Raw genomic sequence first — 5,933 nt, forward strand, 5'->3', positions numbered from 1 at the left:
AGGAAGGAGAAGATATTCGAAAGGGTTCGGAAGCTCATGAGCGAGGGGTTAAGAGATGACGATTTAGTTGTCGTAGAGAAAGATGGAGACGTAATACCTCTCAAAATGAATGAACTCATTGAACAGCTTGAGAGGTTCCCGGATTTTGGGGACGACCTGAAGCTTGTTAGTAGAGCCATGAAATGTTGCTACTGTGGGTCGAAGATAGACGGACTAAGATTTTCGGCTACTGGCAGGCTTGGAATCGGTAGGTACAGGCTTCCGCAGGAGAGCAGAACAGATCTATCGAATGAAGCGCGAGTGTGTCTTAGATGTGTTCTCACATCGATGTACTACGTCCTCGAAGGCGGTGAGAAAACGCTGACGTATACTCTTAACGGTTTGCTGAGCATGATCGTGTTTGGAGAGAAATTCTCCAGAGGCACAACAGTGGATCTCGCAATCGGCTTGGCGAAACACATGGAGGAGAGACCAACTGAGTGGGTTGCGTCGATGATTGTGAACACTGCCTTCGGAGAGGAGAGGGCGAGAGTCCGTGTGGAGAGCCTAGACGAGGTAGCTATTGAGAGGCTCGCCCTCCTTGTATACGCGTTTCCCCGGGCTCTGCATAACGAGAACGTGCAACGGATACTTATCAACTACATGCGTTCGAACTTCTCTAGCTTCATTTCTTACCTAGTCTACATCTTGAAGCAATCTAAAAAGGGGGGCGATATGAGCTACATATCTAAAGAAATACTCAGGTATGTAACCCCCCACCTCTACAGAGAGACAGACCTAAGGGTAGCATATACGATAGCGTCAATAGCCGAAGGTCTGGTTTACCGCCTAAAGCAGGCTGGGGCAGATGTATATACGCTCAGAAAGTTCGCCGATACCCTCAGTACGGGCGGGCTGTCGACTGCAATAGCATATGCCCTCCAGAGGTTGTCAAGCCCTCCGACCGACGTCGCAATGTCTAAATTCGTCGACAAGTCTCTGGTTAAGGAAGTACTCGATAAGTACGGTTTCAGGTACTACGAGAAGGATGACATCATATACGTCTACCTAGACAGCATCCCACCGGCTGAGATAAGGATCCGTGAAGACCGCGGCAGAAGAGTCTTCACTAAGGCATACGAGCTACTAATAATAATGTCACCAGAGATCGCCTCCAAGGAGGAGGGCGAAGAAGAGCTGTCGAAGGGTGAGACCGTTGCCCAGAGCTAAGAGGGAGGAGGATAGCCAAGCAGGGAAAGACAGTAAAAAAGAAGTGGATATACCTGTTAGCCGTATTGATGACGGCATATTCGCCGGTTGTAAGTTAGTCAACATGGCTATCTACGCTGTGCTGGAGGCTCCGCAGGAGCTGTACTTCGGTAGCCACAGCGAGAGAAACCTGAACATACTAGAGAAGGTCGTAGTAAGGGTAGAAGTCGATGAGGGAGGAAATAGGAGATACATTGACATAGAGAAACCCTACTACAGTCCAACCAAGCAAAGAGGTGTAGAGAGGAGGGCTATAGCCTACTCTATTGTGAAGACGAAGAGCGGGGAGCTCAAACCTTACTACAAGTACTTCAACTTGAGCATAGACGTTACAAAGACCTATGCAGATGGGAAACCGGACCCGAGGGACGTGTTAACCTATGTGTGGGGCGCCACATGGACTACACCAACGCTATACTTGCGCGGTAGAGTGGGCTACGGAGGGGGAGTGGCTATCCAGCCGGGACCGATGTTCTCTAAGCAGAGGAATAGAGTCGAGTATAGACTGTACGAGCAGGTGGTAAAGCGGGTGGGCGAAGAATCGGAAGAGGAGACAGCCCAGATGATATGGAGCAAGGAATACGTAGAGCCGCACATACTCATACCGGTTTACCGTAGCTACACACTACTCGGGGTCGAGAACATGGAGCCACACGCAGTAGCGTTCGCATTCCTAGAGGGGCTTAGGCTAGCCGGTGCAGGAACCCCCAAGGGGATGAGCATACTGGAATCCTACTGGTCGAAAAAAGATACTAAGGAGAAAACCGTTGTAGTTGATGTAGGTATATCGCTACTGCCAGAGCCAGTGGTGATCTCGCCAGCGATTCTATCGATTCAAGAGGCTTTAGAGGAGTTCAAAAGGAAGGCTCTCAGCGTCCAGGACAAGAATCTATGTGAAAACGATAAGCCAGATGAGGTGTTCAAGACAGTGCTGGAGAAGGAATACTGCAGGCTTATTGGAGACACCGCGTACAGGTTCCTGAGAAACCTAGCAGAGGAGTTCGTAAAGAACTACCTGATGAAGATAGACGCGCTGGATATACCCAGGGTTAAAGAAGCATCCAAGGGGAAGAGTGGAGTAGAATAGAAAACAGTAGAGGAGGATCAGAAGTAGAGGTGGGGGGTTATGAAGCTCTATAAGCTAAAGGTTCTTTTTCTATCTCAATCCTTTCTTCCGGTATCCTCAATCCGTGAGCACTGGACTATCACGCACACGCACGTACCACCCTCAACGTTCTCGGGTCTTCTCCTAAGGGTTGTGCTGTTCTCGGTTGACCCGAAGAACATTTACGGAGACTACCTTCCATGCGAAATCAGGAGAGGGTTACTCCTAAGGCTGAGAGGGATGCGTGCTGAGTGGTTCCTCGCCAGAAGAGGAGAAGTTGTTGATGGGGCTAGACCACCGTACCTTGAGTACCACTTCAGAGCTGTATCCCTCGGAGCCTACGATGAGGAAACTTTGTCGGGTGGCTCCTCCCAGTGGGGATACGTAGAGAAGTACTGGAACACACTAAAATATATAGACAATAGAGCGGAGAACCTTCAAGCACCATTCTTCGTTGGGATAAAGACCTGGTTCTTTGCCGCAGCTGATGGTGCAAAAATACCCCTGCCTGGTAAGGGGGTTAGTCGGTTCATGACCTACGATGTGGTCAAGGTCAGGTTCGATGTCCCTACGTCCAACATCTACGGGTTTGTCCTAGTTGACGATGCCAGATTCGAGTCCATGGTGGAGAAGCTTTTCAATGGCTGGTTCATAGATAAGTCAAGGCTTAAGACTCTGATAGCCGTGAAGCTCGAGGATGTGCTGGAGCCGACTACTGAGCGGGGTAAAAAGCTGTTCGTCATACCGTCTATCAGGAGACCTCGTAAGCCGTCTAGGACTATGGTCTCAAGCCTCGTCTCTAGGGAAGCTTTGATGGGGAGGAGGCGAGACATCTCTGTTGAGAAGGGGTTTTTACATGTAGAGAAGCCTGAAGACGTAGACCCGGACGATAAGCTACTGTTCAAGGGGAGAGACGGCTCTCTGTATGCTGTCGATAGGTCGTGGCTTGAGTATCTAGAACTCGCCGGAGGAGGTGGACAAGCTTGAGCTCGGTTGCTAGAGCTGTGATTAGGAGCAAGATAGCGGAGGAGAGTTACGATGCTGTTGCCATCGAGTTATGCCGTCACCAGGAAGCCGTAGCTAAGATAGTGGAAACTCTTTTCGCGGAATCCGAGCTGGTTAAGAGCGTGGCTCTCAGGCACGACAAGTACAAACCTGCTACGATGAAGGTTGAAGAATCTAAGGGAAAATTTAGAGTTGGGTTCAGAGGTCACCCTTACATGCTCTCGTTCTCAGACTTCGAGGACATAGAGGTTAGCTACGATAGACGTGCCAACATAGTAGATGTAGCGGTCGCCACGGCTATTGGCAGGCTACACCACTTCATTAACATCAGAGACGTCGACAGCTTCATACACACCATGGCTTTAGCGAAGTCTTACCTAGACTCGCGAGGGGTATATGTGAGGCTGAGCGAGCTGAAGAGGAGAGTGCTTCGAGGTCTGCTCATGCTACACATAGCGGACATGATCGCCGGGTTCGTCGAGCAAGCTCTGCTAGAGAACACTGGTAATGTGGAAGTCTACGATACAGAGTCGCTGGAGTCCATCGAGCCTCATCTGCCACTTGCAATGACTATCGGCTTTGTTGGTGAGAAGGTTGAGCTACGGGTAACACTACACGGTCTGAGTGATATCCTCCGCAAAGAAGTTCTTGAGAACGGTATATCGTTCGAACTCGAGTACCCGGTCTGCAGAGGTACCCTGCACATTCTCGGTGAGAGTGGAAAAGCGGTCTTCAAGGCTGAGTCCTGCATTATCAGGATTGTTCATGTTGAAGTTATTCACAAGCGTAGATTAATTATGGATAAGGTTGGGCGGGAGTGAGGTAAGTTTGTATAAATCTAACGGGAATAGCTACAGAAGGTTCTTCAAGCAGGTGACAGGATTTGAACCCTACGACTGGCAAGTAGAGGTAGCAGAAAAACTGTTCGGGCTAGAGGAAACAGGAGGTATTCTAATCCTCAGAGCGGAGACAGGTAGCGGTAAGACTGAGGCATCAGTTCTTCCAGGCTTATTCCTCGGCAAGCAGGTCATCGTCGTGGAGCCTTATAGAGCACTGATCGAGGACATGGTGATGAGGTTCAAAATGTATCTCGTAAAGCTATCGAAAATTCTCGACGTTGGATATACCCTTGGGGTAGACTACGGAGGTAGACACTACATCTACGAGTGCATTAAGAATGAGTGTGGAGAGAGAACGACTATGAAGCCTTTCGGAGCAGACGTCCTAGTCACAACGATCGATGAAATGGTCTATAGGATCCTGTCGATAGGAACCCCCAGGAAGGCGAGCCTATACACCTCCTTAGTTAGGAGCGGTAGACCTGTGATCTTCTTCGATGAGGCGCACTCCTACACAAGCGAAGCCTTCAACCCGATGGTGACCCTCGTACACTTAACCGCATCTCTCTCTATGTACACTCCAGTTGTCATCGCCACTGCAACTCTACCCAAGAGCGTTGAGGAACACCTAGAGATCGTAGCTAAGAGGAACGGTGTTAGCTTAATCAAAGTCAGTACTCCCAGGCGGAAGAAGCCTCCGAAGGCACTTATTGAGCTAGACCTCAGAAACTTCAAAGATCATGAAGAGCTGGTTGGAGCTTTAGTCGAACATGCCGATAAGTATGTAAGTAAGGGCTTCCGCAAGATCCTAGTAAGGGTGGTCACGCCGGAGACAGCCTACTCTGTGTACACTAAACTGTTAAAACACGCGAGCCAAGGGTATGGGGTTGGAGTGCTCCACGGTAGGATGCCTATATACGATAGAGAGAAGGTGTACAGAGCAGTTAAAGATGACGTAAGTAGAGACGAGAATGTGATACTGGTATCGACCTCAGTTATAGAGGCTGGTGTAGACCTTGACTTCGACGCCGGGGTCCTCGAGCTAACACCGTACAGAAGCCTGGAGCAGACCATGGGCAGGGTGAACAGAAGGTATGAGAAGAAGAACTCCGAAGCGACTATAGTGAACACCTCAGACAGTACGTGGGAGATGCTGGAGGAGCTGAAATACCTCGAAGAGGTTAGAAAACTGCTCGCAGAGCTGGGAAGTGGGGTCGAGTGGGATGGAGACCTATCGCCGAAGCTGAAGGAGATCGACGAGAGGTACACCAAAGATAGACTGTCGGTAGCCAACCTCGTGGACGCCTACAACAGCTCCTACTCCAGGATTCTAGCTGTATCTCTCTACTCCCTCTTCCACCTAGAGGGAACGTTCCTCGAGCACCTGCTAGCCCTATCCAAGACAGAATACGAGACGAGAGGTACCCTAGACATAGAGGTGGAGGTCGAAGATGAGCCAGGAAACGTATTAAGGATACCGTATTCGATAGCAAGGAAGTGCGGCATAGAGGTAGCGAAGAAGGTGCCTCAGAAGCTCTTAGTAGACCACAGCTACGTGAGGAATGAGAAGAGGATAAAAGCTAGAGGTCTTATACCACATGAATGCTAAGGAGATCTAAAACATAAGGCTCTAAGTATTTCTGGAACACTGCTGTAAATCTCATACCACCAGAGTATGGATTCACGGGTAGAGAGCCGCGGAAGGGGGATGTGATAAACTCTTCTATAGACTTTCT

The 5,933-nt window shown here is 49.6% G+C and carries 5 protein-coding genes; all 5 read left to right on the forward strand.

Features of this window, described 5'->3' with window-relative positions; genetic code table 11:
• Positions 1–1,209, forward strand: a 1,209-nt coding sequence (locus QXE01_11225; protein MEM4971808.1) for a hypothetical protein, incomplete at its 5' end; no start/stop codon positions are given.
• Complete coding sequence (locus tag QXE01_11230; GenBank protein ID MEM4971809.1) at positions 1,196–2,335, forward strand: hypothetical protein; 1,140 nt, start codon at positions 1,196–1,198, stop codon at positions 2,333–2,335. The genes QXE01_11225 and QXE01_11230, both read left to right, overlap by 14 nt.
• A 39-nt stretch (positions 2,336–2,374) precedes the next feature.
• Complete coding sequence (locus QXE01_11235; protein MEM4971810.1) at positions 2,375–3,340, forward strand: hypothetical protein; 966 nt, start codon at positions 2,375–2,377, stop codon at positions 3,338–3,340.
• Complete coding sequence (locus QXE01_11240; GenBank protein MEM4971811.1) at positions 3,337–4,179, forward strand: hypothetical protein; 843 nt, start codon at positions 3,337–3,339, stop codon at positions 4,177–4,179. The genes QXE01_11235 and QXE01_11240 overlap by 4 nt, the downstream gene beginning before the upstream one ends.
• Positions 4,166–5,806: a CRISPR-associated helicase Cas3' gene (gene cas3 / locus QXE01_11245; GenBank protein MEM4971812.1), complete on the forward strand. Its 1,641-nt coding sequence runs from the start codon at positions 4,166–4,168 to the stop codon at positions 5,804–5,806. The genes QXE01_11240 and cas3 overlap by 14 nt, the downstream gene beginning before the upstream one ends.
• Positions 5,807–5,933: the final 127 nt, after the last annotated feature.

It is taken from the genome of Sulfolobales archaeon (assembly GCA_038897115.1).
Lineage (GTDB): Archaea > Thermoproteota > Thermoprotei_A > Sulfolobales > AG1 > AG1.